Below are 24,733 nucleotides of genomic sequence, written 5' to 3'. Positions count from 1 at the left end.
AGGGCGACCGCATCACACCACCCTCGTCTGGCCGGTGCCCCAGACCACGTTTTTTACCGTGGTGAGCGCTTCGACCCCCATGGGGCCGCGGACGTGCAGCTTCTGCGTGGATACGCCGATTTCGACCCCGTACCCGAACTCTCCGCCGTCGGAGTAACGAGTGGAAGCGTTGACGAAGACGCTCCCCGCATTCACTGACTGGGCAAAGCGGCGTGCGACGGCCAGGTCGCCGGTGACGATGCCCTCTGCGTTGTAGGTACCCCAGCGGCGGATGTGGGCGATGGCTTCATCGGCATCAGCGACGACGCGGACCGCGAGCACTGGCCCCAGGTATTCGGTGCCCCAGTCCTCCTCCTTCGCCGCCATGGCCTTCGGCCATACCCGCTGGACCGTTTCACAACCGCGGATCTCGACCTGGTGGTCGGCGAACGCGTCCAGCACGCCCGGCAGCCAGTCGGCGGCGAGGTCCTCGTGGACCAACAGCGTCTCCATGGCGTTGCAGACGCTCGGGCGTGACGTCTTGGCGTTGATGGAGACCTCGGTAGCCATGGCCCGGTCGGCCGACGCATCGACATAGGTATGGCAATTACCCGCCCCGTCGATGACGGTCGGGACGGTCGCGTTCTGCTCCACCGAGGCGATCAGAGCAGGGCCGCCCCTGGGAACGAGCAGGTCGACGAAGCCCTTAGCGCGCATCAGCTCAAGGGCTGCCTCCCGCGAGGAGTCGCCGATCAACTGGACGGCCGCGGCGGGAACGTCATCGTGAAGGGCGATGGCCTCGGACAACGCCGTCATGATTGCCGCGTTGGTCTCCACTGCCATCGATGATCCGCGCAGCACAGCGCAGTTGCCGGACTTCAGGCAGAGCGCCGCCACCTCGGCGGTGACGTTCGGCCGGGCCTCGTATATGACGGCGACTACGCCGAGCGGCTCCCGCACCTGTTCAACAAGCAGGCCGTTGGGGCGGGTCCAGCCCTTGACGACCTGGCCCACCGGATCGGGCTGTGCCATGACTGTACGGATGGCCTTCACCAATCCGTCCATGCGACGCTCGTTGAGGGTGAGGCGGTCGATGAGCGTGGGGGCGACTCCGGACTCACGGGCGGCGTCGACGTCCCGCTGGTTCGCCTCGGCGATTGCCTGCCTGTGCCGCTCCACTGCCGCTGCCATGTCCGACAGCACCTGGTCCTTCTTCGCGGTGGTTAGTTGTCCGACCACCGCCGAAGCGGCCAGAGCGTTCTCGCAGATTTCAGTCACCGACATGGCTCGACTCCAGGAGTTGCACGTAATCGGATGGGGTGAACAGCACGGAATCCGGTGCGGATGAGGAGTTCGGGGCCTGGCGTATGCCGCCCCGCGCTACTGCCCTCGCGTCCGGCCCGATGATGTCAACGACATCGCCGGCCTCGAACGCACCTCGGATGGCTGTGATATCGGCGCGCCGTACCGGCTGACCTCGTTCAATGGCTTCGAGCCCGAGCGAATTGCACAAGACCGTGCCCCGTGGTGGCGTACGGAACGCCCGCCACAGCCGGCCGAGGTCAGGTGGGTCGACGTACAGCGGCTGTGGTAGGAACACGGTACCGACCGCCTCTCCCCGGTAGGCGGCGAGCAGAGCGGATGGATCTGCGGCGTGTGCGATGACGGTTCTGACTCCGGCGTGAGTGGCGATCCAGCAAGCACTCAGCTTGGCCAGCATCCCCCCTGTGCCGCTGTCGCCTGCTGCTCCTCTGGCGACTGCCTCGGCTGCGGCTACCCCGTCCACCGCCACCGGGATGTGCCTCGGCTGCCCACCTGGCAAGGGGCAGCTCCGGTCGTAGAGTCCCGCCACATCTGTCAACAACAACAGGAGCCTGGCCCGCAGGTACCCGCTAAGAACCGCTGCCAGGACATCATTGTTGCGAACGCCGAGCACGTCGTTCTCGTTGACTATGGGCATGACGGCCAGCGTGTGCATCAGTTCTAGTGCGGGACGGATTTCATCACCGCGTTCGGGTTCTGTGAGGTCGGACGGAGTAAGCAGCAGCTGTGCGGTTTCCACCCCCAGTTCGGCGAAACGTGCCCGCAGCGCCGAATAGAGGAACCCCTGGCCCAGTGCCGCAGCGGTCTGATTCGCCGCCGGCGTGGTGGCGGACAAGGCATGGTGCCTCGTCCGCCCCATCGCTATCGCCCCTGAGGTGACGAGGACCGGGGCAAGACCCGCTTCAATACCTCCCTGCACCGTGGTGCAGAGGGCGTCAACCTTTTCCAGGTCCAGCTTTCCCCTGGTGACCAGTGAAGAAGTACCGACCTTGATCACCACTCTGTTGCCCAACGAATTAGTTTCCTTTCGCATGGCCACGATGAACCATTATTCCGACACCCGTTGTGTTTTCGATGTGCTGCCGCTGTACGAGTACTGTAGGCGGCTGAATCAGGAGCCTGTTTCTGCGGACCGACGTTTTTTCGCCAGTGGTCATCCCGGTCTGCCGGTGCGAATCCTGGACGCTTGAGCTTGGCTTTCCCCCCTTGAGTGGAGGGCTGCAGTACGCGGCGCGTGGGGTATGAAATGAGCCGTATGCGTCTGCATCGCCGGTCCACTGTTGACTTTTTGCGGGCAGGTAAAGAAGGTTTGTTGCGTCGGTGATCGATGTGAGCCCGGCATTGTCGATAATGTGGAGTGGGGGTGATTTACATGTCGGAGAAGGACTTCATGGGTACCCGTGACGGCGAGCAGGACACCACCAAGTGGTAGTGCTGCTCTTTTCGTCTGAAGTAGCTTTTTTGCCGCCTGCATGCTCGATGCGTGCAGGCGGCTCCAATAGCTCTTAGGGGAGATATCTGGTGGTAGGACACCTCGTTTCGGAAACCGTGGAGATTCCGCTCGAGTACCTCAAGGTGGACGGGTCGAGTGACGAGCAGTACTGGGCATCCGTCGGGTCTGTGATCTCCCTTGCCGACCAGCAGGGCCGGGACGCCTCGGGAATCTCCCTCTTGATCAGCCTCTCCGCGAAACACCCCGAGTGGCCGGTGCGGGCTGCGGCCGTCCGCCTCCTGGCCAGTCATCACAGGGACGTTCCCGCAGCGGCGTCGGCCGTCGCAGCAGCCAGTCACGACCCGGTTGACTGGGTGGCGTTCGCCGCCCTCAAGATGGCCACCGAGCACCGCATAAGGGCTGCGGTGCCGGACCTCATACGCATCTCCGGGTGGCCCAGCAACTTCACGCGCAGGGACTTCACTCGCAAGCCCGTCGGCTGCGGCGCGGCCTTCACCAAGCGTGCCCTCCTCGCCATCTTCGGCAGCAGGGATCCGGATCGACTGCGGCAACTGGAGGACGAGTACTTCTCCGAGATGCGGGCGCGGATTCACAAGCACCTCACGCGCCCTAGGCGCCACGAGGACGTGGTGCTGGTGCCGGCAGGCCCCTTCATGGCGGGGGTGGCGGAGCCCAGCACCGGGCCCTTCCGGATGACACAGGGAGACAACCCGCTGCGCGCCGAGCACTTGAGCGCGTACTACATCGACCGGGCCACCGTAACCAATGCCCGCTACGCAGAGTTCCTGACGGACACCGACGGGTCCACGGAGTTCGACCACCCGGATCAGTCGGAGGGGAGGGACCATAAGCCTGTGCACTGGCACGATTCCCGCTTCAACGCCCCTGACATGCCCGTCGTAGGGATCGACTGGTACGACGCGTGGGCCTTCGCCCGATGGAGCGGGGGCAGTCTGCCGAGCGAGTTGCAGTGGGAGAAGGCGGCGCGCGGCACGGACGGTCGCACCTACCCGTGGGGAAACACCTGGGACCCGGAGCGTGTCAACTACGTGGAGCGCTCGTATGGGACCGCTGTCAGCGATCTGGATGAGCTCGAAGCACTGCTGGTGACGACGACCGACTCCGACGTACCGGAACATCCGGTGCTGCCCTCGGACAGCCTTCCGCAGGGCGCGAGCCCCTACGGAGCCCTGCAGATGTCCGGCAACGTGTGGGAGCTCACCCGGACGAACTTCTACACCGGTGAAGACATGGATCCGTTCTTCAAGGGCCGCCACCCCATGGAGTTCATGAACCGCAAGGATGCTTTCCACGTGCTGCGCGGCGGCACGTGGACCTCACCGCGGACCTGCCTGGCCACGTTCTACCGGGGAAAGGACCTGATCACCGACTTCCACAACGAGGTGGGTTTCCGGTGCGTCTATGAGGTGACCCAGTGATGCGTCTCACCTCGCTCGGCCACGCCGCCGTGCTGGTCGAGACCGATACCCAGCGGATCCTGGTCGACCCGTGGCTCACCCAGCGTCTCGACCGTTTCTGGGAACACCACCCGGCGCTGCCGGATGGTCTGGAGCAGGTCCTGGAGGAAGGGGTGGACTGCATCGTCTTCAGCCACCACCACTTCGACCACCATCACTTCCCCTCGCTCGCTCGGCTCCAGGAAGGCGCCGACGTCGACTTCGACGACAGCCCGCGCCGTGGCCCGGAGATCACCTGTGTGTATCCCGTCGGGCCGGTCCCGCCGACGCTCACCGCCTCCGGGCTGGGCCATCAGGCCATCTCCTGGACACTGCGTCGGCTCGGGTTCGAGAAGCTGCATCCGGTGACCCCCGGGGATACGGTTACGCTCAGCGGGGCAACCCTGCGGACCTTCGTCTCCGACGTGCCCTTCCCAGAGATGAGCGTACTGATCGAGACTGCCGACGGCACGGTCATGGTGTGCGGCGATTCCCTGCTGCATGACTCCACGGTGGAGTTTCTGGAACGTTCCGACGCGCCGCGCATCGACATCGCCTTTGTGCCGGTGCACAGCCTCTCGCCGCCTGGAGTCCTCACCGAGCGCAGACCGCTCCACAACCCCGAGGCGACCGTGGCCCGTGCCATCGCCAACTTCGACCGCTACACCGACGTGCTGTCGGCCACCATCACCGTGCCGTCGTCCTTCGGCTGGAGGGTCAGAGGTGACGGCGAGCAGGACTACGCGTGGTGCAACCGCACCATCTTCCCGTTCAGCCCCACCGACGCCCTGCGCCGACTGAACGAACGTGGTCGTGACGGCCTGCTGTGGGGGCCAGGCCAGGTCATCGAGATGTCGGACGGCATAGCCGTACTCACCGACAAGGGGCCGGTTGCGGCAGACGGCTACGACTTCGACAGCGTCTATGCAGAGGTCGCCTTCGATCCGCAGGCGCACGTCCCGGCCTTCGACCCTGCCGTCGACCGCTACGGTCGGCAGACACGCGACAGCGAGGATATGCTCGGAGACCTCCTCGATCGACTTGTGGCCACTGACTTCTGGTACCGAGCACTGGACAGCGGAAGCGCGCAGCACGTCATCTCGCTGGGCGAGGACGATGGCACACAGAGCGCGTTCCTGCTTGACCCGGTCGCCGGCCGGATCGTCCGCCTCGGCGAAGGCGCAGCGCGAGCGCATCTCTTCGGCGGCGAGAGCTGGACCGAGATCGCCGCGTCCACCCTGCAAGCGATGCTCGACGCGGACCTGCTGTTCGGCAGCTCTTACAGCCTCTGGGCGAGCAACAGCAATCTGCTGTCCGCAGTCTTCCACCACCCGTCTTACTACACCCGCCATGTGGAGCGCGTACTTCAGGAGTCGGACGGCACATGAGCACTGCGGACGTCGTCATCCTCGACCACGAGAGCGCCTGCCTCCGGGCCAACCCGTTGGGCGATCCCCACCGACGCCGGATCGAGGTGCATCTGCCGCCCGGCTACGACGAGACCCGCCAGTATCCGGTGATCTACTGGCTGACCGGTTTCGGTGCTCATCCCACGCTCACCGGCCAGGCGCTGATGTTCGGTGACTCGCCCGGCGGCCTTATCCGGCAGGCGATGGCGGACGGCCGGGTGCCGGCCGCGTTGCTCGTCGTACCAGACTGCACCACCTCCTATGGGGGGTCTCAGTACATCAACTCTGCCACCTCCGGGCAGTATCTTGATCATCTGGCCGAAGTGGTCGCCGAAGTGGACAGACGCCTACCGACCCTGCCGGACGCCGCCTGCCGTGCTGTCGCCGGCAAGTCCAGTGGTGGATACGGAGCGCTCGTAGCGGCCATGACGACCGACTTATTCGGCGCGGCAGTTGCTCATTCACCCGACGCAGGCTTCGAGCACGTGTATCTGCCGCTATTGCCACGGGTCCTGGACACCGTGGCCACGGCGGGCGGTGTCGACGCGCTGCTGGCTCGCCGCGGCAGCGGACCGTATGACGCGACCTTCATGGTGGCGATGAGCATCGTCGCAATGGGCATGTGCTACGGCGACAAGCCGGGCCTGACAGCGGCGGAAGCGCTGCCGTGCGACCCGTCGACCGGCGACTTCCGCGACGAGGTCTGGCAGCGCTGGCTTGCCCACGACCCGGTGCGGATGGTGCCGGTCCACCGAGACCGGTTGGCGGCCCTGCGGTTGCTCTACGTTGACGTCGGTGTCCGTGACGACTACGGCATGCACTGGGGGGCGCGAGCGCTGCACTCCACCCTCGACCGGCATGGAGTGAGCCACATCTATCGGGAACACGAAGGTGGGCACCACGGTATCGAGCGCCGGTTCGCCGACTCGCTGGCCGCACTCACCCTCGTCTGGCGATCCGGAACGGAGACAGCTGAATGTGTGGCATAGCAGGCTTCATCAGCCTGGACGGGGCCCGGAACCGGGAGTGGCTTGCCCGACTTGGCACAACGATGACGACGGCTATGGCACACCGTGGCGAGAGCGCCGCAGACCCGTATGTTTCCCCTGACGGCACTGTGGTGCTGGCCTGTGTCCGGCTTGCCGTCCGAGATCGCTCTGTCGCCGGCGACCAGCCGATGGCGAGTCCGGATGGTCGGATCGTGCTGGTGCACAACGGAGAGGTGTACGGCTCCCGGTCACCGGCACCGCAGCCATGGCCGGCCCGCACTTCGTGTGACACCGAGTTCATCATTCAGCAGGTGAGCCAAGTCGAGAATCCCTCAGCCGCGCTGCGCCCGCTGGATGGGATGTTCGCGCTTGCCTGGCACGACAACCACACCGGCCGCACCGTCCTGGCTCGGGACCACTTCGGCGTGAAGCCACTGATCTACGCGTATATTGCGGGCGGGGTGCTGTTCGCCTCCGAACCGGGAGCCCTGCTGAGCACTGGTCTGGTGGCGGCCGAGACGGACCCTGAGGAGTTCGTTCTGCGGGCGTGGATCCGGATGGACGCGGCGGACGACCGGACGTGGTTGCGCGATGTTCGCGCTCTGCAGCCCGCCGAATGCCTCGTGTTGGACCCACCACGCTCACGCGCCCACCGCTATTGGCAACCCGAGTCCGGGGACTCCCCTGTGACTGCCGAGGAGATCAGGGCGGCTTTTGACCGGTCGGTCCGCCAGGCGAGCGTGTCCGACGTGCCACGCGCGGCGGTGCTGAGCGGCGGCGTGGACAGTTCCGCCGTCACCGCTGGCCTGCGGGCTACAGATGTCCCGGTCCACCCATATGTGCTGCGCTACCAGGACGGTATCGGTGGCTCCGGCGACGACGTGGAGCACGCTCAGGAGGTGGCTCGGCGCCTGGGGCTGCCCATGACCGTGTGTGAACTCGACCAGAAAATCGCCGCCGGACTGGTCCCGACGCTTTCGCGACGCTTGATGCGCCCGCTTCTGCACGGCGCCGAACTGGCGATGCACCGCCTCTATCAGCAGGTAGCCGAAAACGGGCAGGTAGTCGTCTACTCCGGGCACGGAGCCGATGAGATGTGGGGCTATCAAGACGGACGCTACTTCCCCGTCGTCGCCCCCGCCGCGCCCACACATGTGCACGGTCGGCACTACCTGACCCATCGCCTCTATCCCGATGAGCGCCCCGTATGGGCACGACTGATGCAGTGGCTCGCTCAGGAGATGGACGTCAACCTCGATGCCGTCCGCGAACAGGTGTGGGAACGCACCCTGGCCGAATATCGTGCACTGGACACCATCGACCCACTCAAGCGTGGACGCTTCCACCTCATGCGGCGTTTCCTGGTGTACGTCAACGACATGGTCGATGCCACATCGTCCACGTTCACCCTTGAGGACCGACCCGTCTTCCAAGACGTGACACTGGCCGAACTCGCCTTCCGGTGTCCCGAACACATGAAGAACACGGGCGGTCCGGGCAGTCACAAAGAGCTGCTGAAGTCGGCGCTGGCCGACCTGCTGCCCGCGTCTGTGCTGCGCCGGAGCAAGCAGGGCTTTCCGTCTCCTACCGACTCCGGCTACGTCCGGAAATTGGCGGAACTCACCGACGAACAGGGCCAGCCGTTCGGCCTGCCCCCGCTCCCTCAGCGTCTGCGCGAGGAACTAGGCGTGGGGGAATGGATTTTCCTCGCCTCCAGCACAGCCTGGCTGGAGCACCTTGCCACGCTTCGGACGGGCCAGCCTGCGTCCGACCGGGGTGCGCTCCCGCTGGGCACCGACATCGGCGCCGCCTGACAACGACCTACCCCAGGAGCGAAAGTGAACCGCCAAGACGCAGCGGATGTTCCCCGTTGGAGCTGGAAGACCGTGCCAGACGCGGCCGACCTCCCTCCGGCTCCCACCGCGATGGAGCCGGAGAAGGCCCAGGAGCGGTGCAACTTCGTGCTGTGGTCCCCCACCTGCCTGCCGGAGGACTGCGAAGTGCATGTCGGCACACTCCGGCAGGAGGCGCCCCCCGGACGCACCGAGAGCACTGCCGGACGCACTCCGTGGAGCACCGCCAATCCGGCCGCGTACCGGATGGAGATCGCCGGACGGGGACGGCGGTTGCGTATCAAACAGTTCCTGTACGACTGGGCATTTCCGGCGGTAGACCACCCCTGCCTCTGGGGGAGTGAGACACGCCCCTTCGGTATCGGTGACGGGCGGGTCGTCTGGCTGGGCACCGATTACCTCCACAACGCGGCGGCCAGTGCCCGTCTGGCCCGCACCACGGTGGAACTCTCAGTGTTGCAAGGCAAGTTCGGTGACGAAGAGCTCGTCTCCTTGTACGAAGGATTGCGACCGGCGGACGGAAGTGCGGTGCACCGTGTGCTCTCCACCCCCTTCTCGGAGTTGAGCTACTGGGCGCGCCATCCGGTCGACATGGTCTCCGTCCCCACGGGCGTCTTCGTCTTTCACCGGAGCGGGGGCTCACATGAGGGTGAGTGGGTGCCTCCAAATGCTGTCCCTGTTTTCGTCGCCGAGCACGGCATTCCAGCGACAATCCGTGGCTTCCAGGCCGACAGTGCCGCGATCTTCGCGGACCCCGACGGCCGGCGCGAACTGGAGGTCGTCTACAGCTCACCCACATCCGGGGGAAGCGAACTCCGGCTAATCGTGCAGGCCGCTGGTCGGGGCCGACTGCAGTTCCCACCGCGCCAGGACAAGCACCCGGCACAGACCGAGACGCTCGACGTGGCCAGGCACACCATCCATCTCGGCTATGTCCACTCGGACTTCGGCGCCTGTGACGCCCAGTGGCACGACACACAGGCCGCGCTGGACCTGAAGCTCCTGGGAAGCGCAGGGACAGCCCTCGGGAGGGACGGATTCCTGAGCTGTGTTGAGGAGCTGATAGCAAAGCTGCAGCTATCCGGCGACTCCGAGGTGCTCCAGTGAGCGACAGCAGCCTGGTAACAGAGGCCAAGCAGGAGATCGCAGCGGACGGAGCGACCGGCGAACGCTGGATTATCGCCCCGGCCACCGGACGCTCCGTCACCAGCCTGCCGGACACCAGCGCGCAGGACGTTGAACACCTGCTCGTTCGGGCTGACGACGCATTTCGGAATTCTTGGGGAAGCACCGCGCTGATGGAACGGTCCCATCGCCTACGCGAATTGGCAAGGCTTCTCGCACACGACACTCCCTACGGGCTGTCGGCTTCCGTAGGGACTTCCGACGCCGGTCGCGCGGAGCGCTTCGCCCAGGCGCTGCGAGCCGGCATGGTCTGGGTCAACACCTGGGGGGATATCGAGGAGTCAGTCAGCGTCGGCGGGATCGGCCAATCCGGATATGGCCGCGAGTTGGGCCTCCACGCGACAGATGGCTACATCCGCCCTCGCGCCGTTTGGGTCGCGCATTCTTCCGCTGGCACGAGGTAGCCCCCATGGCGTATGACTCAGGCGACTACGACACGGCGGCCCGGCTGGACTTCCGCAGCGACACCCGGACTGTGCCCGACGCCGAGATGCGCGCGGCCATGGCACATGCGCGTGTCGGCGACGACGTGTACGGGGACGACCCCACGGTGTCGTTACTGGAGAAGAAAGGTGCCGTACTCCTCGGTACCGAAGCGGCATTGTTCGTTCCTACCGGTACCATGGCCAACCTGCTCGCCGTGCTGGCTGCGTCTGGCCCCAGACGAGCCTGCCCACGGGTCCTCACGGGCGCGCACAGTCACATGTCTTTCCTGGAGGATGCGGGGCTACAACGGTTCGCCGGAGCCGACCTGCTCGCCCTGCCCCAACAGACTGACGGATTGCCGGACGTCAGTCGACTGAACGAAGTGCTCACCACGCAACACCCCGACGAGATACAGCAACCCACCATCGTGTGTGTGGAGAACACGAGCATGATGCACGGCGGCAGCGCTCTAGAGGCGTCAGCAGTACAAGCGGTGGCCGACCTGGCCCGTGGACACGGGGCGCACGTGCATCTGGACGGCGCACGGCTGGCGAACGCTGCGATCGCACTGAAGGTCCCGCCTGCGGAACTCGCACGGCCCGCTGACAGCGTGACCTTGTCCGTCTCCAAGGGGCTGGGGGCACCCGCCGGCACGCTGCTGGGCGGAACCCTCTCTTTCGTTGCGCGAGCCCGCGAGCTTCGAGAGAAGCTGGGCGGCAGCCTGCACCAAGTGGGAGTGCTCGCCGCCCCGGCCCTGGTTGCTCTGCGCCGGCTCCCCGAACTAGCAGACGACCACGCCACAGCGGCGCTACTGGCCTCCCAACTCTCGCAGGTACCCGGGGCCGATGTGTCACTGCCGCCTCACCCCACGAACATCGTCATGCTGCGGTGTCCCAGTCTGCCTGCGGCACAGCTCGCTGAGCGGCTCGCCCGCCAGGGAGTCCAAGTGCTGCCCCTCCCAGACGATCGCGTCCGCTTCGTGGTCCACCGGGCGCACGATGCGGACTCCGCACACGAGGCGGCCCGCGCTGTGACGGCCGTGGTTCACACCGGGGTTGCAATGCGATGAGAACCAGCCGAATGAGTACGGTGGTCGACTGCCGGTCCCAATACTGTTACAGGACTGGACTTCACTGAAGGAGGGCACATGGCAGCCGAGACGCCGCGCGAGCTGGCCGAGAGGCTACGGGACACACGGAAGAGGTTGGAGGAGGACGTCGACGTGTGGCTCTCCAGTGCGGACGCGGAGGGCTGTCCGTACCTCGTCCCCCTTTCCTTCCTTTGGGACGGCACACACGTCCTCGTCTCCACTGTCCGGACATCCCCCACGAGCCGTAACCTGCTGGCGAGCGGCCGAGTACGGCTTGCTCTCGGCCCGACGCGTGACGTTGTCCTCGTGGAGGGCGTCGCCGAGGCAGCGGATGTGGAAGAACTGCCTCCTGGGACAGCGGACGCTTTCGCGTTGAAGACGGGATTCGACCCGCGAGAACTCGACAGGCCCTATCAGTACTTCCGGATCCGCCCGGTGCGGATCCAAGCCTGGCGCGAGGCCAACGAGCTGGTTGGACGCGAGCTCATGCGTGACGGGCACTGGCTGGGCTGACGCGGAGGGGCATCGCGTCATCGTGGACATCGACGGCGTGCTGGTGCTCGCGCACTCCGAGAAACAGGACTCCACCGCAACCCGGAAGAAGACTTTCAGCCATCACCCGCTCATCGCGATCGTCGACCACGGCCACCGGTTCCGGGGAACCGGTGGCCGCCCTGCTGTGGTCCGGGAACACAGGCTCCAAGACCGCGAGCGATCACATCACCACCACCCAACTCACCCTGATCCAACCGCCGAAACGGCCGTGGCGGGGACAGCAGACACTGATCCGCACCGACTCCGCCGACGGCACCCACGCCTACCTCGACTGGTCCTCCCGCCAGGGCCGGTGGCTGTCGCAGCGCTGCGAAGTCGCCTTCCGTGATGAGGTCGTGCGCGGGTTGTGCCAAGGCCGGCCAGCACCCGACCTAGCATCGAAGCACCTCCCGCCGGTCCATCTGCGGTTCGTCCCGGGCCGACGCCTCTCGTAGAAAGATCAGTACCAGATTTTCCATGTTGTACCGTGGGGTTCCGTCATTTGCCACGCGGACGTCGAGCAGTTGGGCCGACACCAGCTCCGCCAACATGTCCTCGGCCGTCTTCAGGTCCACGTCCATGGCCGTGGCGGCCGCCCATGCGGGGAAGTCTGTTGTCTCGAGCAGCGAGAGGCGGCGCAGGAGGTGCCGGAGCTGACTTGTGAGACCACGGTAGGCGAATGCCAGCGTAGCCCGCACGTTTGTCCCTCCCAGATCCAACTCGTCCAGCCTTCGTCGCTCGTCCGCCAACCGCGTGCGCAGCTGCTCGACCTTCCAGTGCGGACGCTCCGCGAGCTTGGAGCCGGCGATGCGCAGCGCGAGCGGTATGCCACCGCAGAACTCGACCAAATCCCGCACACCATCCGGCTCGCTGTCTGCCCGGCCACGGCCGATGAGCCAGGACAACAGGTCGCTTGCTGACGGCTCGCCGAGCGGTCCGACGGACAGGCGATCAGCGCCGGTCAGGTGGACCATCCGGCTGCGGCTGGTCACGATGACCGCGCAGCCGGGAGTGCCTGGCAACAGGGGCGTTACGTCGTACTGCTCCGTCACCTCATCGAGCACAACGAGTACTCGCTTGCCGGCCAGCCAGCTGCGGTACATCGCCGCACGATCACCGAGGCCCTCGGGGATGGCCGATGCGGGTATGCCGGCCGCTCGTAGCCACCCGCCGAGGATCTGGCCCTGGTCCCTCCAAGAGCCGCCCTGGTCGCCCACTTCCGCGTATAGCTGCCCATCGGGGAACTCGTCTGCGACCGAGTGTCCGACATGGACCGCGAGCGCTGTCTTGCCCATGCCCCCGCGACCCGTGAGCACCACGAGTTTCACCAGCTCCTCGGCCTTGTCTGCCGGAGGAACCAGCCTGCGTTTGAGCTGGGCCACAAGTGCTCCTCGGCCGACGAATCCGGTGACCGCCAGTGGCAGCTGCCGGGGTACCGGGATCGCTCCGGCCTCGCTGCTCCCGGGGCGCGCGGACGGGTGGACTTCCGCCGGCGGCCGCGTGGAGGCGGCCGTGCCTTTGACGGGCTGCCTCGGCAGAGCGAGAGAGTGGTCCCCGTTGATGATCGCCTGGTGCAGTTCCCTGAGTTCACTACTGGGATCGAGGCCGAGTTCCTCCCGGTTGAGTTCGCGCCACCTTCGATAGACATCGAGGGCCTCTGCCTGCCGCCCCGACCGGCACAGCGCCAGCATGAGTTGCTTTCGGAAGCGCTCTCTGAACTGGTAGCGGGCCACCAGCTCGGTCAGCTCACCCACCACCTGGGCATGACGTCCCAATTGCAACTCCAGGTCCAGACACATCTCCTGGGCGGTGAGACGCCCCTCGTTCAGGCGCATGGCAGCGGGCTGGACAGCACAGCTCGAGAGGTCACTGACCGCATCCCCATGCCACAAGGAGAGCCCTGCCCGGTAGTGCCCGACCGCCTCGGAAGGCCGAGTGCGGGAAATGGCAGAGGCCGTCTTGACGTGTTCTTGGAACCGCCGCATGTCCAACGACTCTTTCGGTTCGCGTATCAGGTACCCGACCGGATGCGTCACCACTACGTGTCCGGCACCGGCCTTGACGAACCGTTTCCTGAGCTGTGAGACACACAGCTGCAACCCGTTCCGCGCCGTGGTGGGCGGATCGTCATCCCATACCGCGTCGATCAGCCTGCTGATCGGGACTGCCTGCCCCGCATCGAGTAGGAGCATCGCGAGTACAACCCGCTGATTAGTGGAAGCTATTGTCAGTGGCTGGCCAGCCACTGCGATCCTGATTGGTCCGAGTATGCGGAACTCGATGTCCAGTGGGGCCACATCAGCTTCTTGCGTCATTGGCTTACCTTCATCCGGTTCTGAAGATGACCAAGAGTGGGGTGTGGTTCGATACTCGCCGTAATGTCGCGCTATACTTTGTCCGGGTCGGTCGTATGGCGGACTAGGAATTGACCTACTGTGCCGCGCTTCCGCCGGAGCACGGTGAACCCCCGTTCCTTGACTGGAAGGGTGGTAAGAGAAGAGGAGGGCGGACTCAGCCGCGACTCAGCCGAGTCGAAAGGTGGAGAACGTTGTACACGCTTGACTTCCAACTCGCTCATACGGCGCCAGGGGGGTCGCCCGCAATACGGTTACGAGAACGCCCACCCCTGGTCCGCGCCCTGCCTCGAGGGTTCTGTCGAGCAGCGACGCCTGCGATCCGGCCGAGTGGCGTCTCCATCCGGCGCGTCACGGCCGGGTTCTGGCCACCCTCGTGTCGTACGTGAGTGTGGAGGTAGGGGGGGTGATCGAGTCCTTGCCCGGCACAGTCGGCCCGGTCCGAGCGCCTCGATGAGAGCCACAACTCCACCGATACCGGTCGAAATGCCGAGTGACCCGCCTCGATGGCGCGGCGCGGTAAACCATTCTCAGTATTGCGCTCAGAGCGCCCGCAAAAAGAGCTTACTTCAGTAAACGAACAACCACGGATGCCTCCCCCGTGAGATATTTGATCTTTAGCCTAGTTCAGGCTCACGCCCGCTCCTAGTGATGTTTGCCCCAAACAGACGCCCTCGATCGACGGCGCGATTTCGCCGTGCCGTATGCCATCTTCGGACGTTGCCGCTCGCATATGCCGTGGTGGCGCGCGCTTAATACATGAGTTTCTCCGCAAGGTCGGTGATGGGCAGGGGCGTTATTTGGACTTTCCTGGAGAAGGCTGTGTGGCCTGATGCTGACGTTCTCAGTACTCCGGCAGCACTTCGTGGCTTGACCTGGGGAAATGTTGAGCTGAAGCTTCCCCGTGATCTTGGACATGTCTCGGTCACGCGACGAGGGCGTGAGCTGGTTTCGTTCCGTGGTGACGCTGGCGGGTCTCATGGGGTGTGAGGTCGGGGCGGTTGCAGGTTCCGGGGTCGTGCGGCTGGTGAGGTTGTGACCGGTTGGGGCGCATAGCAGAGCAGGCACGGGCTTCTTCTCCCGTCCCTGCCGTGCCGGTGAAACTGGGGCCGCTGGACACCGGGCGGATCGCCGGCCTGTGCCCCTGCTTCGACTCGATGCCCGGACCCGCGCGCACGGTGGGGCCGGCGGCACGCCGTGCCTTCGCTGTGTCGTTCCCGCGCCTGACCGTTCCGTACGCGCAGTTCACTACCAGGCTCAACCACACGCTGGAGCGCATCGAGCCGGCACCGGCCGGACGGGCTGGCGCCCGACTGGCGGCCCAACCATGCCTCGGTGCTGGGCGGATGACCCTGCTGCGCCGGTCCGGTGCCCCTGGTTCAGTGAACCTCTCTCATCCTGAATAGCCGCAGGTGAGAAGGGTATGGCTGATGCGGTTGGTCGAGCAACGCGCTCGGCGGAGGATGCGCCAGGTTTTCAGCCGGGCGAATGCGCGTTCGCCCGGGGCTCGCAGGCGGGCGTGGTCGCGGTTGAACTGCTGGTACTGGGCCGGCTGTTTGGGGTGGTGGTAGTACGGGGTGTGGACAGTGGCGTCGGCGCCCTGGTAGGCCCGGTCGGCCAGGACGAGGATTTCCCTGGTCAGGCAGGCCTCGACGATGCCGTGGGCCCGGGCCGCGGCCGAATCATGGGTAGGGCTGGGCAGGGCGCGGGAGAACCACAGCGGTGTGCCGTCCGGTGTCGCGACGGCCTGAACGTTCATTCCGTGCCGCTTATGCTTCTGCGAGTAGTACGGCCCGTCGGCGGCGATCCGGTCCGTGGGGATCAGGGTGCCGTCAACGACGACGAAGTCTCCCTCACCCAGCCCGGTCAGGGCTGCGCGCAGGCCCGGGGCCCACGCGGCCAGGACCTCAAGCGTCTCGTCGACGTACCGCCAGGCCGTGCTTTCCGATACCCCGGAACCGGCCCCGACCTGCGCGATCGTCTCGTTCTTCCGTAGATGGGCCAGAGCGAGGAGGGCCTGCTTGAAGCAGCACAGCCGTCGCCACCGGGTGCCGAGTTCCCGCCGACGGGCATGGATCAGCCACGAGACATGCTCAGCCAGCTCGTACGGCACATCAAGCATGGAAGAATACGGAACCATGCGAGGCTCCTCGGACGGTAGCGCGGTGCGTGAGAACACCAGCGCGACGACCAGGAGCCTCGTGCCGTTACCCCCTCCGGCCAGCCTCTTTCACCCTCCCGCGACAGGATGAAAGACGTTCAGTCATCGGGGTGCGCCGCCACCGAACCCACCCAGGCGCCGTCCGCGTCGGGCGGCCGCGCTCGATCGCTGTCGACGGCAAGGTACTCAAGGGATCAGCCCGCGTCGGCACCTGCTCTCCGCGGTCACTCAGGCACCGTAGTGACCCTCGCCCAGGTGGAGGTCGGCGTGAAGATGCACGAAACCGCACCCTTTCGGCCGCTGCTGGCACCGCCGGATCTGACCGGCTCCGTCATCACCTTCGACGCCCTGCACTCGGCCAAGTCGAACATCTCCTGGCTGGTCGAAACCAAGGACGCCCACTACATCGCAGTGATCAAGACCAACCAGCCCACCACCTACGCCAACTCGCCGTCCTGCCGCAGCAGTCCATCGCAGTCCAGCCTAAGGCCTCCGGGACCGGCCATGGACGCCGCGAGTCCCGCTTGACCAAGATCTGCGGGATCGCCGACGAACTCGGCGGAATCGCCTTTCCCCACGTCCGCCTGGCCATCCGCGTCCACCGCCGCCGCAAGCAGACCGGTAAGCGCGAGGCCCGTGAGAGTGTCTGCGCCGTCACCAGCCTCGACGCCCACCAAGCCGGGCACGCCGACCTGGCCGCCGCGATTCACGGGCAGGGGGGAGAACTCCTCGCACCACATCAGGGATGTCACCTTTCGCCGACGACGCCTCCACCGTCCATGCCGGGGCCGCACCACAGGCCATGGCGACCCTGTGGTCTTGGCGATGTTGTCGGCTCCGAGGGTTTTCAGCATGCCGATGGCAAGGTTGCGGAAACTTGTCCAGGCCCTGGCACGGCAGCGCAACCCCCGGAGAGCCCGCCGGAATGAGGAGATCCGCGAGCTGCGGCGCAAGCTCACCGAGGAGACCCGCGCGTGCACCACTCTCAAGCGCCGCCTGGACGCAGCCGCCACCGCGATTGCCGCACTGCACCACGGCAATACGCTGCGGCGGCTGGAGCTCGCTGTGTCCGCGGCACCGTGCTCCCCTTGCACCTCCCGCGCGAACCGGTCCACGAGAAGGAAGGCTGACCGTCCGTTGCCCGCCCCTTACCCTTCCGCGATCACGTTCCGCACACGAAGGGGCCCCTGCTCATCGAACAGGGACCCCCATTGCCACAACGCCCTCACACGACGTCGTAGAACGCCGGCCCGTCTAAATAACGAAGAGTTGCCATGTCTCGCATGACGACCCCTTCGGCCGGATGTCTGAGGTTCACGCTCATAGGCGAGGTGGTGTCATCAACGCTGTACGTGATCGGATCGCCCGGCTGAACCGAAACACGAATGTCATGGAGGCTTTCCAGCTGTTTGACGTTGCTCATGAAGGGATAGGAGCGCAGTGTGCCTTTGCGGGGTGACAGCATGACGACCGATGCGAAGTGCTGCCGGATCCGGTAGGGATCGGAGCACCGGTCGTCGAACCGTTCTGGGTTGATGTACGCGTCGACATTCCAGTTCAGCTGTGACTCCCCGGTGGCCAACTCCGCGTAGTAGGGACTGTCCGCGCCGCCGATCCGGGCGCCAACTTCGACGAGACAGGGACCGGCAGGAGTCATCTTGATCTCGATGTGCGCGGGACCGTACTGGATCTCGAGTGCGTCGAGCACCGCCGCCGCGTAGGATACGAGCTCTTGCTGGATAGCACCCTCAAAGGGGATGATATAGAAACCTGAAAGTAGATCCGGTATCCCGTTCACATCAGCGCGGACAGTCCGCCATATGTCGCAGACATGCATCTGTCCGGCACAGCTGACTGTGTTGAGAAAGTATTCAGTGCCGACCAGATACTCTTGCGCTACGACCGCTTCGTTGCTCTCCGAGAATACGTTTTCCTTGCCAAGGAGTTCCTCGTAGGCGGCTACCGCCTCTTCCGGGGAGTCACAGAAGTGGACACCGTCGTTGGCGGCGCTGCGAACGGGCTTGACAACGATCCTTCCGCCGATCTGTTCATGCCAACGTTGCAGCTGCCCCTTCGACCTGATGAGTAGCTGTGTGGCGGCGCGGAGTCCGGCGGCCCTCACCGTTTCGATCATGGTGTACTTGTCCCGCCGAGCTGCGCTCAGCCGGGTTCCGTTGCTCAGAAGGCCGAGACCCTCGCTCAAGGCGTCAGCCAGTTCCACCCCTGTCTCACCGCCGGCGATCACCGCAACGGGTCGAAAAGCGGCCAGCTTGCTCAGCGTCTCGTGCAGCGAACCGGAGTGCACGATGTTCTCAGCGAAGTCATCGAGAACGAACGGCGACCTGTAGACCGCTGGGACGTTCGCACTGCTCTGCACTCTGACGCAGGAAAAACCCGCGTCGCGAAAATGTGGTGCCAACCGCCGTGTGGGTGCGTATGCGTCAACGATGACAATATTTTTCACAGCTAGACCCTCGCAGTACTTGCTGTAGTGTCACTGACCCGTCGCTTTGGATCGCCTGTGGTCCGTGGCGTCCCTGGTAAGAGCAGCGCTCAAGACTCACCGGTAAGTTGGCTACGGCGGTTCCGTTTAGGCTTTTGCACAGATCTTGGGGAGCGGTCGCGGAGGGTCGCTGAACGTCTTTCATCCTGTCGCGGGAGGGTGAAAGAGGCTGGCCGGAGGGGGCGGCACGAGGCTCCTGGTCGTCGCGCTGGTGTTCTCACGCACCGCGCTACCGTCCGAGGAGCCTCGCATGGTTCCGTATTCTTCCATGCTTGATGTGCCGTACGAGCTGGCTGAGCATGTCTCGTGGCTGATCCACGCCCGCCTGCGAGCCCCGGGCGAACGCGCATTCGCCCGGCTGAAAACCTGGCGCATCCTCCGCCGAGCGCGTTGCTCGACCAACCGCATCAGCCATACCCTTCTCACCTGCGGCTATTCAGGATGAGAGAGGTTCACTGAACCAGGGGCACCGGACCGGCGCAGCAGGGTCATCCGCCCAGCACCGAGGCATGGTTGGGCCGCCAGTCGGGCGCCAGCCCGTCCGGCCGGTGCCGGCTCGATGCGCTCCAGCGTGTGGTTGAGCCTGGTAGTGAACTGCGCGTACGGAACGGTCAGGCGCGGGAACGACACAGCGAAGGCACGGCGTGCCGCCGGCCCCACCGTGCGCGCGGGTCGGGCATCGAGTCGAAGCAGGGGCACAGGCCGGCGATCCGCCCGGTGTCCAGCGGCCCCAGTTTCACCGGCACGGCAGGGACGGGAGAAGAAGCCCGTGCCTGCTCTGCTATGCGCCCCAACCGGTCACAACCTCACCAGCCGCACGACCCCGGAACCTGCAACCGCCCTGACGTCGACCAGGACGCTGTCACAGTCGAACATCACTGCTTGCATGCCCCGGCCTCCTGTGTCTGTCACATGGGCCTGCCACGGACACGGAAGGCGCGGGCGGTCTCGGTCACAGATGCCTCCACTTCCTTGGCCGTGGTGCCTCGAAAGCGGAATCGACCGCCAACGTGTTCGTAGTACGAGTCCGCGGTCGGCAGCACATCCCCGACGCTGGGAATGACCTCGGCGTAGGGTGCAGCCCCGCTGCCGGTCATGGACGTGACCTCGGTGATCAGGCAGGGTCGCTCGATCGGGGCCGGGGCGAGCAGCCAGCCGGCGACTTCGTCGGAGCCCACGCCGCCGTCGGTGCGGGGATCCCGGCCCAGCTGGATGTCGCATGCCGCCCTCATCAGGTCGAAGCCGTGGACTTCTCGCCAGAGGAACGGGATCTCGGCGCCGCCGACCCGGGCGGCTGTCTCCAGCAGCGCGCATTCCCCATCAGCGAAGAAGACCTCAAGGTGGAAGACCGAGGGTCCGGCCGCCAGCGTCTCCAGTAACCGCGCGGCGAACTTGCCGATGGTGGTCACGGTCTCCGGGTCGTCCTGCTCCACCGAACCGAGCATGAGGCCGCCGCGGAAGTCAAGGCAGTTGTTGAGGTAGCGGGATGCCTTCCACGGGCCGAGTTTGCTGCCGGTGAAGACTCCATCGACATGGAATATGGGCCGGTTGTCGAATGCCTGGACGAGTCGAGGGCGGCCATCGAAGAAATCTATGTCCCCAGCCTGCTGCGGGCTACCGACGATCACGACGCCTTCGCTGCTGCTCGATACGCGCGGCTTGACCACGACGGGCCATCCGTGTGCGTCGCCGAACAGTCGCACGCCCCCGGGACCCTCCACGGGCTCACAAGGGGGCGTCGCCAGGCCTGCCCGCCTTGCTGCTTCGCACATCAGGTACTTGTCGCGAAACAGCAGGAGATCCGCGTGCCGGGGCCCCGGGCAGCCCAGCTCCTCGCGGAGCCGTGCGGCCGTGAGGAGGTCGTCCTCCTTGAGTGCCACAACACCCACAGGCGGGCCGCAGGAGGCGATGTGGGACTGTATCGTCGAGCGGACCTCCCGTAGGTCGTCGGTGCGTTCGACAACGGACACCGCCGTCGCATCGTCTGGTATCGATGAGAGGCCCACCTTGGTCGAGATGTAGGTGACCGCATAGCTGTTGTGGTCCAGGTATTTCGCGTACTCCGCATAGTTGTCACGCCAGCGATGAATGATGACGATGTGCGGCTGAGCCATGGTGGCCCCCCTCGATATCGCGTCACGCGACGTCATAGAATGCGTACCCGTCCAGATATCGGAGTGTCTCCATGTCGCGCAGGACTATCTCTTCTATCGGATGCGCGAGACTCACAAGCATCGGGTGCCGGACACCGCCCCTGCTCGGCATAATGGCATCACCTTCCGAGATGGGCATTCGAATGTCGTGCAGACTCTCCAGCCTCTTGACGGCATCGAGGTAGGGGTACGAGCGCAGGGTTCCGCTATATGGCGAGAGCATGACATGCCCTGCCACGCATTGCTGGACGGTGTAATGCTCGTGATGACGCCTCGCAAAGCGTTCCGGATCGGTGTAGGCATCGACGGTCCACGTCACCTGCGACTCGCCGGTCGCTAGCTCTGAGTAGTAGGGATTGTCACTTCCACCGGCCCTCGCACCCAGTTCGACCAGGCGCGGGCCCGCAGGAGTCATCTTGATCTCGATATGGGCTGGGCCGTACGCAATGCCGAGTGCGTCGAGAGCCTGAGTGGCGTAGGCGACCAGCCGGTCCTGGATGTCGCCCTCGCGCGGAATGACATATAGGCCGGACAAGGCGTCACGCATGCCGTTGACGTCGATACGGACCGTCTGCCAGATATCGCACACGTGATGGCGTCCCGCACTGCTGACCGTATTTACGATGTACTCGGCGCCGACCAGATATTCTTGAGCGACAACGCCGGAATTGCGCTGGGAGAAGATATTCGTTTTTCCCATGATTTTCCGGTAGGCGGCAATGGATTCGTCCGGGGAAGCACAGAAGTGGACCCCATCGCCTGCCGCGCTGCGTACAGGTTTGAGAACGATCCGTCCGCCTACCCTCTTGTGCCAGCCGCGCAATTCCTCTTCCGACGTGACCAGCAGCTGTGCGGCGGCACGGAGTCCTGCCGCCGCAATTGCCTCGATCATGAGGAACTTGTCACGGCGGGCACTGCTGAGTCGGGTGCCGTTGGTGGCCACGCCCAGTGCCTCGCTCAGCGCATCGGCAAGCTCGACGCCGATCTCGCTTCCCGCCACCACCGCGACCGGACGGAAGGGCTCCAGCTGACGCAGCGTCCGGTCGAGTGAACCACTGTGCACCATATTGGCGACGTAGCCGTCCAGGTTCAGCGCGGACCTGTAGACGGCCGGCACTTCGGGTGTGCTCTGAACCCTTACGCACTCGAACCCCGCTTCCTGGAAGTGGGGTGCGTGCCGGCGGGTCGGGCCGTAGTCATCTACGATGACGACGCAGCGGGTATCCATGGCCTCACCCTGCCGGTCTGCCTTGTGGCGCCACTGATGAGGTCCTGTGGACTACCTGCCCGCAGGCTCAGCGGGACTATAGCGGCCCAGGCCGACCGCAACGTCCCGGCCGGTGAGCTGGGCATGAATGCTCCGGTGCTCATAGAGGCTGTCGGAATTGTCGGGGTTCAACTCAAGTTCCCAGACTTCAGGGCCACTTGCATCGCCTCTTCGCGGAATCGCGGCGTATACGAGTCCGAACGTGCCGCCTGCTGAATGACCAGAGCGACACCGTAGCCACCGGCTGCGCCGATCGCCGGGGCACCGCGCACGGCAAGCCGCTCGACCGCGTCTATCAAAGGCCGTTCGCCGACCTTGAACTGCGTCACTGCAGGCGGTCCCACTGCGAGGACCGCACCCGAGGCGCACGCGCCACCGGTCTGCGCAATCTGCCCCTGCACGACACGGCACAGAGCCGGATGAACCGCTCCGGGTCTGATGGAGGCTCGATTCTCTGAGAGGATCGAGTCATGGCACGTCCGTCCCTCTACCCACCCGAGCTTCGTGAGCGCACGGTACGCATGGTCGCGGAGATTCGTCCCAACTACCCGACCGAGTGGGCCACTATGAAGGCGGTCGCAGCCAAGCTGGGCATCGGTGCGGCTGAGACGGTGCGGACCTGGGTCCGCAAGGCCGAGGTCGACGCCGGCCAGCGGCCCGGCGTCACGTCCGAGGAGGCCGCGGAGATCAAGCGGCTGCGGACCGAGAACGCCGAACTGCGGCGGGCCAACGAAATCTTGAAAGCAGCGTCGGCCTTCTTCGCGGCCGAGCTCGACCGGCCGTCGAAACGCCCGTAGCGTTCATCGACCCACACCGCCAGGTGTTCGGAGTCGAGCCAATCTTCCGTGTCCTGACCAGCCACGGACTGAAGATCACAACGAGCACCTATTACGCGGCGAAGAACTTGCTGGGGCTGCCTGGCATGGGCCGGGCAGCCCCTGGGTTATGCGGTGGCTGGTGCGAGGTGCCAGGTGTCTGCAGTGCGGGTGAGCCCGAGGGTGATGAGGTGGCGAAGGTTGAGGGCGGCTGCCCGGGTGTGGAGCCAGGTGTTGTTGGCGATCGTGCCGCGATAGCGGGGTTTGCGGTTGCCGTGGTGGACGAGCCAGGCGACGGCGCGTTCGACCGGTGGTCTCCAGTGGCGGTAGTCGGCTTGCCAGTCGGGGTCGTTGGTGGCTTGGTGACGGGCGGCGGCCAGGTGGTCGTGGTGCGGGCGGATGGTATTCGTGCGCCCGATCTTGGCTGTGGTGCACCGTTCGCGCAGGGGGCATCCGGTGTACAGATCCTTGAAGGCGGCGATGTGCTGACGGTGTTGTCCGGCGGGGGCCGAGAGGGGCACGGTGTGCCCTTGAGGGCAGGTCACGGTGGCGGCGGTGGTGGTGTCGATGGTGAAGTCGTGAGGGGTGAAGCCGCCGGGGACGGCCGACCGCAGCGGGGCGGGTTTGAGGAACAGCCGGTGACCGGCCTGGCTGAGTGCGTGGCGGGCGTCGCCGGTGGAGTAGGCGGTGTCACCGAAGACGTCGAGCCCGGTGGTCTCGTCGGCGAGCAGGTCAAGGCCGACGGCGGCCTCGTGGTGCCCGGGCCCGGTGCCCGGGGTGAGGGTGACCGCGGTGATCAGGCAGGTCTCGGGCTCGATGGCCAGGTGGGCTTTGTAGCCGTTCTGCTGGTGGGTGCGGGTCTTGTGCACGTGCCGGGATTCGGGGTCGACGGTGGAGATCATCCGGTCGTGCGCGGTGCCCCGGGTGACGCGCCAGCGTCCGTCACGCCCGTCGGAGGCATCGGCGGGTTCGACGTCCTGCCCGGCGACCAGGGCCAGGATGCCGACCGCGTTCGCCGCTTGCTCGCCCAGCTTCTGCTCGGGCAGCTGTCCCAGCACATTGAGCGTGTCCGTGACCAGCGCGTCGACGAGACTGGCCCTGGCCTGCTCGTCGTTCCAGGCGATACGGGGTTTGCCCGGATCGCTGTAGTCGTGCGCGGTGCAACGGGCCCTTGCCACGTCGGCGGCGCCGGGAACTTCGCGGATGACCGTGCGAAGGGCGGCGATGAGCTGGGTGACGGTGTCCTGGGTGGCCACCGCGTCGTCCAGCACCGTGGAGTCCAGGGCCCGACGGTGCCTGCCCCTGAGCACCCCGGTGGCCTTCACGACCTCCCGCACCGTCTCGAAGACGCGATTCGGCCGGGATGAGCGGGCCAGCCGGCGCCGGAAGTAGGCCAGCAGCGACGGGTCGAAGGCGGTGTCGTGTAGGCCCAGCCCGCACGCGGCCTTCCACCGCAGGTCACATCGCAGCTCCTGGACCGTCTTGAAGTCCGACAGCCCGTGCAGGGCCTGCAACGTGATCACCGAGGCCAGGATCTGCGGCGGCATGGACGGCCTGCCGTTGGCCGACGGATACATGTCCGCGAACACCTCCGCAGGGAACAACGCACCGCGATGCTCCGCCAGGAACGCGAACACGCTCCCCTCCCGGATCAACTCCCGGCCGACTCCCACACATCGTGCCCGACTGCATCCCCACCCCATTCCCCTATCACCACACCAACGAGTCTGGCCCCACCGCTCACACGGCGGGGCCAGAACCCAAGATTTTCATCAGTCTTCT

18 protein-coding genes and 3 pseudogenes are annotated in these 24,733 nt (G+C 65.6%); 12 read left to right on the top strand and 9 right to left on the bottom strand.

Annotated elements, in window-relative coordinates; all coding sequences use genetic code 11:
• Window positions 1-12: 12 nt before the first annotated feature.
• Window positions 13-1,263 carry a glutamate-5-semialdehyde dehydrogenase gene (locus K7I03_RS03510; RefSeq protein WP_185941972.1) on the bottom strand — a complete coding sequence of 417 codons (1,251 nt, stop codon included), beginning with the start codon at window positions 1,261-1,263 and terminating at the stop codon, window positions 13-15.
• Window positions 1,250-2,335: a glutamate 5-kinase gene (proB, locus tag K7I03_RS03505; protein WP_224347377.1), complete on the bottom strand. Its 1,086-nt coding sequence runs from the start codon at window positions 2,333-2,335 to the stop codon at window positions 1,250-1,252. Before proB ends, K7I03_RS03510 begins: the two co-directional genes overlap by 14 nt.
• Window positions 2,336-2,823: 488 nt before the next feature.
• Between proB and K7I03_RS03500 the strand changes: the two genes are divergently transcribed.
• From K7I03_RS03500 to K7I03_RS03460, 9 genes and pseudogenes are all read left to right on the top strand, one after another.
• Window positions 2,824-4,194 carry a formylglycine-generating enzyme family protein gene (locus K7I03_RS03500; protein ID WP_224346848.1) on the top strand — a complete coding sequence of 457 codons (1,371 nt, stop codon included), beginning with the start codon at window positions 2,824-2,826 and terminating at the stop codon, window positions 4,192-4,194.
• Complete coding sequence (locus tag K7I03_RS03495) at window positions 4,194-5,600, top strand: MBL fold metallo-hydrolase (RefSeq protein WP_185941970.1); 1,407 nt, start codon at window positions 4,194-4,196, stop codon at window positions 5,598-5,600. The genes K7I03_RS03500 and K7I03_RS03495 overlap by 1 nt, the downstream gene beginning before the upstream one ends.
• Entirely contained in the window at window positions 5,597-6,610 is a 1,014-nt protein-coding gene (locus K7I03_RS03490; protein WP_185941969.1) for an alpha/beta hydrolase, read from the top strand. The genes K7I03_RS03495 and K7I03_RS03490 overlap by 4 nt, the downstream gene beginning before the upstream one ends.
• A complete protein-coding gene (locus K7I03_RS03485; RefSeq protein ID WP_313772146.1) occupies window positions 6,598-8,424 on the top strand; it encodes an asparagine synthetase B family protein in 1,827 nt (608 codons plus the stop codon). The genes K7I03_RS03490 and K7I03_RS03485 overlap by 13 nt, the downstream gene beginning before the upstream one ends.
• A 24-nt stretch (window positions 8,425-8,448) precedes the next feature.
• Window positions 8,449-9,570: a hypothetical protein gene (locus K7I03_RS03480; protein WP_185941967.1), complete on the top strand. Its 1,122-nt coding sequence runs from the start codon at window positions 8,449-8,451 to the stop codon at window positions 9,568-9,570.
• Complete coding sequence (locus K7I03_RS03475; RefSeq protein ID WP_185941966.1) at window positions 9,567-10,052, top strand: aldehyde dehydrogenase family protein; 486 nt, start codon at window positions 9,567-9,569, stop codon at window positions 10,050-10,052. Before K7I03_RS03480 ends, K7I03_RS03475 begins: the two co-directional genes overlap by 4 nt.
• A gap of 5 nt (window positions 10,053-10,057) precedes the next feature.
• A complete protein-coding gene (locus K7I03_RS03470) occupies window positions 10,058-11,143 on the top strand; it encodes a threonine aldolase family protein (protein WP_185941965.1) in 1,086 nt (361 codons plus the stop codon).
• Between the two features lie 78 nt (window positions 11,144-11,221).
• Entirely contained in the window at window positions 11,222-11,677 is a 456-nt protein-coding gene (locus tag K7I03_RS03465; protein ID WP_185941964.1) for a pyridoxamine 5'-phosphate oxidase family protein, read from the top strand.
• 7 nt (window positions 11,678-11,684) lie between these two features.
• Window positions 11,685-12,021, top strand: a pseudogene (locus tag K7I03_RS03460) (transposase); the annotation flags it as partial.
• Between the two features lie 69 nt (window positions 12,022-12,090).
• Here the strand turns inward: K7I03_RS03460 and K7I03_RS03455 are convergent.
• Together K7I03_RS03455 and K7I03_RS03450 are read right to left on the bottom strand one after the other, a co-directional pair.
• Window positions 12,091-14,013 carry an AfsR/SARP family transcriptional regulator gene (locus tag K7I03_RS03455; protein ID WP_185941963.1) on the bottom strand — a complete coding sequence of 641 codons (1,923 nt, stop codon included), beginning with the start codon at window positions 14,011-14,013 and terminating at the stop codon, window positions 12,091-12,093.
• A gap of 1,432 nt (window positions 14,014-15,445) precedes the next feature.
• Window positions 15,446-16,192: a transposase family protein gene (locus K7I03_RS03450; RefSeq protein WP_224346847.1), complete on the bottom strand. Its 747-nt coding sequence runs from the start codon at window positions 16,190-16,192 to the stop codon at window positions 15,446-15,448.
• A gap of 288 nt (window positions 16,193-16,480) precedes the next feature.
• Between K7I03_RS03450 and K7I03_RS03445 the strand changes: the two genes are divergently transcribed.
• Window positions 16,481-16,741, top strand: coding sequence for a hypothetical protein (locus K7I03_RS03445; RefSeq protein WP_224346846.1), 261 nt, complete (start codon window positions 16,481-16,483; stop codon window positions 16,739-16,741).
• A 697-nt stretch (window positions 16,742-17,438) separates the two neighbouring features.
• Here K7I03_RS03445 and K7I03_RS03440 read toward each other — a convergent pair.
• Window positions 17,439-18,677: an ATP-grasp domain-containing protein gene (locus K7I03_RS03440; protein WP_185946275.1), complete on the bottom strand. Its 1,239-nt coding sequence runs from the start codon at window positions 18,675-18,677 to the stop codon at window positions 17,439-17,441.
• Window positions 18,678-19,035: 358 nt separating this feature from the next.
• Here K7I03_RS03440 and K7I03_RS03435 point away from each other — a divergent pair.
• Window positions 19,036-19,161 (top strand): annotated as a pseudogene (locus K7I03_RS03435) (IS5/IS1182 family transposase); the annotation flags it as partial.
• Between the two features lie 463 nt (window positions 19,162-19,624).
• Here the strand turns inward: K7I03_RS03435 and K7I03_RS03430 are convergent.
• The 3 genes from K7I03_RS03430 to K7I03_RS03420 form a co-directional block, all read right to left on the bottom strand.
• Window positions 19,625-20,830, bottom strand: coding sequence for an ATP-grasp domain-containing protein (locus K7I03_RS03430; protein ID WP_185942727.1), 1,206 nt, complete (start codon window positions 20,828-20,830; stop codon window positions 19,625-19,627).
• Window positions 20,831-20,852: 22 nt separating this feature from the next.
• On the bottom strand, window positions 20,853-22,097 hold the full coding sequence (locus K7I03_RS03425; RefSeq protein ID WP_185942728.1) for an ATP-grasp domain-containing protein: 1,245 nt from the start codon (window positions 22,095-22,097) through the stop codon (window positions 20,853-20,855).
• 167 nt (window positions 22,098-22,264) lie between these two features.
• On the bottom strand, window positions 22,265-22,465 hold the full coding sequence (locus K7I03_RS03420; protein ID WP_185942943.1) for a hypothetical protein: 201 nt from the start codon (window positions 22,463-22,465) through the stop codon (window positions 22,265-22,267).
• A 141-nt stretch (window positions 22,466-22,606) separates the two neighbouring features.
• Here K7I03_RS03420 and K7I03_RS03415 point away from each other — a divergent pair.
• Window positions 22,607-23,028, top strand: a pseudogene (locus K7I03_RS03415) (IS3-like element ISMyma3 family transposase); the annotation flags it as partial.
• A 51-nt stretch (window positions 23,029-23,079) separates the two neighbouring features.
• On the opposite strand, the gene K7I03_RS03410 reads toward K7I03_RS03415, so the two are convergent.
• Window positions 23,080-24,654, bottom strand: a complete 1,575-nt coding sequence (locus tag K7I03_RS03410) for an IS1182 family transposase (protein WP_185942730.1) — start codon at window positions 24,652-24,654, stop codon at window positions 23,080-23,082.
• Between the last annotated feature and the right edge of the window lie 79 nt (window positions 24,655-24,733).

The sequence above is a fragment of the Streptomyces mobaraensis genome (genome assembly GCF_020099395.1).
In the GTDB taxonomy this organism is placed as follows: domain Bacteria; phylum Actinomycetota; class Actinomycetes; order Streptomycetales; family Streptomycetaceae; genus Streptomyces.
This window is presented reverse-complemented; position numbering and strand designations above follow the sequence as displayed.

Bases quoted from the DNA above. Each gene is read 5' to 3' on its own strand.
- K7I03_RS03510 (WP_185941972.1), bottom strand. From the start codon at position 1,263: ATGTCGGTGACTGAAATCTGCGAGAACGCTCTGGCCGCTTCGGCGGTG.
- proB (WP_224347377.1), bottom strand. From the start codon at position 2,335: ATGCGAAAGGAAACTAATTCGTTGGGCAACAGAGTGGTGATCAAGGTC.
- K7I03_RS03495 (WP_185941970.1), top strand. From the start codon at position 4,194: ATGCGTCTCACCTCGCTCGGCCACGCCGCCGTGCTGGTCGAGACCGAT.
- K7I03_RS03490 (WP_185941969.1), top strand. From the start codon at position 5,597: ATGAGCACTGCGGACGTCGTCATCCTCGACCACGAGAGCGCCTGCCTC.
- K7I03_RS03485 (WP_313772146.1), top strand. From the start codon at position 6,598: ATGTGTGGCATAGCAGGCTTCATCAGCCTGGACGGGGCCCGGAACCGG.
- K7I03_RS03470 (WP_185941965.1), top strand. From the start codon at position 10,058: ATGGCGTATGACTCAGGCGACTACGACACGGCGGCCCGGCTGGACTTC.
- K7I03_RS03465 (WP_185941964.1), top strand. From the start codon at position 11,222: ATGGCAGCCGAGACGCCGCGCGAGCTGGCCGAGAGGCTACGGGACACA.
- K7I03_RS03455 (WP_185941963.1), bottom strand. From the start codon at position 14,013: ATGACGCAAGAAGCTGATGTGGCCCCACTGGACATCGAGTTCCGCATA.
- K7I03_RS03450 (WP_224346847.1), bottom strand. From the start codon at position 16,192: ATGGTTCCGTATTCTTCCATGCTTGATGTGCCGTACGAGCTGGCTGAG.
- K7I03_RS03430 (WP_185942727.1), bottom strand. From the start codon at position 20,830: ATGGCTCAGCCGCACATCGTCATCATTCATCGCTGGCGTGACAACTAT.
- K7I03_RS03425 (WP_185942728.1), bottom strand. From the start codon at position 22,097: ATGGATACCCGCTGCGTCGTCATCGTAGATGACTACGGCCCGACCCGC.
- K7I03_RS03410 (WP_185942730.1), bottom strand. From the start codon at position 24,654: ATGGGGTGGGGATGCAGTCGGGCACGATGTGTGGGAGTCGGCCGGGAG.